The organism is Protofrankia sp. Cr2, assembly GCF_963555885.1.
In the GTDB taxonomy this organism is placed as follows: Bacteria; Actinomycetota; Actinomycetes; order Frankiales; family Frankiaceae; genus Protofrankia.
The window spans coordinates 15,634-18,399 of sequence record NZ_CAUVXG010000057.1 but is presented as its reverse complement, the minus strand read 5'-3'; the positions used below and the strand labels follow the sequence as shown (position 1 = coordinate 18,399).

Below are 2,766 nucleotides of genomic sequence, written 5' to 3'. Positions count from 1 at the left end.
GCCCTGTGGGCGCCCAACAGCCCTGACTGGATCATCGTGCAGTGCGCCAGCGCGCTCGCCGGCACGGTCCTCGTCCCGATCAACACCTCGCTGCGGGACGAGGAGGTCCGTCACGAACTGCGACAGTCCGGCGTGAGGCTTGTCATCGCGGCAGCCGAACACCGAGGCTCCCCGCTGCTTGAACGTGCGCAGACCCTGGCCGGCGAGCTGCCCGGGCCGGTGCGGGTCCAGCCGCTGGAGAAGCTGGCGCACGCGCTGACGCGTCGCTCTGGGCCGCTGCCCGCGGTCCCGCCCGCGACACCTTTTCTCATTCAGTACACCTCAGGGACCACCGGGCGGCCCAAGGGCGCCGTACTGTCGCACTTCGCCGCGCTCAACACCGCCCGTATCGCCGGGCGGGTCTTCGCGGCACCGCTGGTGTGGTGCTCCGGGCTGCCCCTGCATCATGTGGGCGGTTCGGTATCCGGCGTGCTGATGACGTTCGCCGCAGCGGGAACGATGGTCCTGGCTCCGGGGGGCTTCGACCCGGCCCGCACCCTGCAGCTGGTGGAGCGGGCGCATGTCAGCGCACTCGGCGCCGTCCCGACGATGCTGTACGACCTGCTGGCCTACCCCGACCTCGCCCGATATGACATCAGTAGCCTCCAGGTCATCCAGACCGGCGGAACGACAGTTCCACCCGCCTTGATTCGCCGCACCGAAGCAGTGCTCAGCTGCCGTGTCATCATCTCCTACGGTCAGTCCGAAGCGCCCAACGCAACCGCGTGCCTTCCTTCGGACAGCGACGTGGTGAAGGCCGAGACGCTGGGTCGGGCGTTGCCACAGCGGGAGGTGCGCATCATCCGGCCAGGCACCGCGGGGACCACGGCCGACCTCGGCGAGCATGGCGAGCTGTGGATCCGCTCGCCGCTGAACATGAGCGGATACCACGACGATCCCGAGGCGACCAGCCGGACGCTCGATGGCGAGGGCTGGTTGCACACCGGTGACCTGTGCGCCATGGATGCGACCGGAGTCCTGCGGATCCACGGACGCATCCGCGACGTCATCATCCGCGGCGGGGAGAACATCTACCCGCGCGAGGTGGAAGAGGTGTTGCTGGAGCACCCCGGCGTGGCGGACGCGGCGGTGGTCGGCGCACCCGATGAGCGCCTCGGTGAGGTTCCGGTTGCGTTCATCGTGCGTGCCACCGGTGATCTGACCGGTGCTGCCGATGTGACCAGTGCGGTCGACGCCGAGGAGCTGGCGACGTTCGCGCGGTCCCGGCTTGCCTACTTCAAGGTGCCGGTGGACTGGCATGTCGTCGACGCCCTTCCCCGCACGGCGTCGGGCAAGGTCCGCAAATTTCTCCTGCGGGAGACGATCAGGCCGGCGTCACCGCCCGTGAGCTAGGGACCGGTCCGGTCCGGTGCCTGGGCTGGCCATCGTTGCGGTCCGGCCGGCGTAATCGGACGGATCCCTCCTCCGACGGTTACGCAGGCGGTACCGGTGGACGCATGGCGTGATCGCATTTACTCTCGGTAGTGGGTCAGTCTCGACTGGAAACGTTGCCGTGAATGGGTCAGCGGCCCTGCCGGCCCCGGTCCCGGGGTTTCCCGGCCAGCTCGGTGGAGGGGGATCGCAACATGCACAGAACGCTGATCGTTGCCAAAATCGAACCCGGTTCCCACAAGGATGTCGCACGTATCTTCGCAGAGTCCGACGCCACCGGTCTGCCGCGCGTGGCCGGTGTCGTCCACCGTTCACTCTACTCACTCGGGGATCTCTACGTACATCTTCTGGAAACCGTCGACGATGGCCGGCAGACGGTGGAGAACGCACGCGGTCACGAGGAGTTCAAGCGCGTCAGCGACCACTTGGCGCAACATATTCGGCCGTACCTGAAGACATGGCGTTCGCCCACGGACGCGATGGCGCACTGTTTCTACACCTTTGAGACGGCGCCTCAGGGGGAGGCCGCGTGAAGACCGCCACCGTCACGGCGAAGGCCGCGACCTGGACCCGGTGCGGGTCCTGTGCGGCACTCATCTACGGCAAGCGGCTGGCCCGCAATCTGCTCGTGTGTCCCGAATGCGGTCACCACAGCCGGCTCACGGCGTCGCAGCGGGTAGACCAGCTCCTTGACGCGGGCAGTTTCGCGCCGTTGCCGATCGAACCCGTGCCCTTCGACGTCCTGGGCTTCACCGATACCCGGCCCTACCCCCGGCGCTGGGAGGCCGCACGCAGGGAGACCTCACTTGCCGAGGCGGTGCTGTGCGGCACGGCCAGCATCGGTGGCTACCCCCTCGTCGCAGCTGTCATGGATTTCCGTTTTCTGGGCGGGAGTCTCGGGTCGGCGGTAGGGGAAATGATTACCCTCGCCGTCGAACGTGCCGTGGACGACGCGCTCGCGCTGCTCATCGTCGCGACCTCCGGTGGCGCTCGGATGCAGGAGGGATGTCTGTCGTTGATGCAGATGGCCAAGACCGGCATCGCCATCCAGCGGCACCGGGAACAGGGCCTGTTGTCCATCAGTCTGGTGACCGACCCCACCTATGGCGGTGTGGCCGCATCATTTGCGACCAACACCGACGTGATTGTTGCCGAGTCCGGGAGCCGCATGGGTTTCGCCGGTCCCCGCGTCATCCGGCAGACCATCGGGCAGGAACTTCCCGCCGAGTTCCAGAGCAGTGGGTTTCTCGCCAGCAAGGGCCAGGTCGACATCGTCGCCGACCGGGCGGACCTTCGGACCTACCTGACCCGCTTGCTCTCGGCTGGGCAACGGGC

3 protein-coding genes are annotated in these 2,766 nt (G+C 67.5%); all 3 read left to right on the top strand.

Translation table 11 applies throughout. The features are described 5' to 3' along the window. Window positions 1-1,392 (top strand): class I adenylate-forming enzyme family protein (locus U9978_RS20020; protein WP_322762673.1); only part of this gene is annotated, 1,392 nt, incomplete at its 5' end. A gap of 233 nt (window positions 1,393-1,625) precedes the next feature. Then, window positions 1,626-1,964, top strand: a complete 339-nt coding sequence (locus tag U9978_RS20015) for a TcmI family type II polyketide cyclase (protein ID WP_322762672.1) — start codon at window positions 1,626-1,628, stop codon at window positions 1,962-1,964. Beyond that, window positions 1,961-2,766 (top strand): acetyl-CoA carboxylase, carboxyltransferase subunit beta (gene accD, locus U9978_RS20010; RefSeq protein ID WP_322762671.1); only part of this gene is annotated, 806 nt, incomplete at its 3' end. The genes U9978_RS20015 and accD, both read left to right, overlap by 4 nt.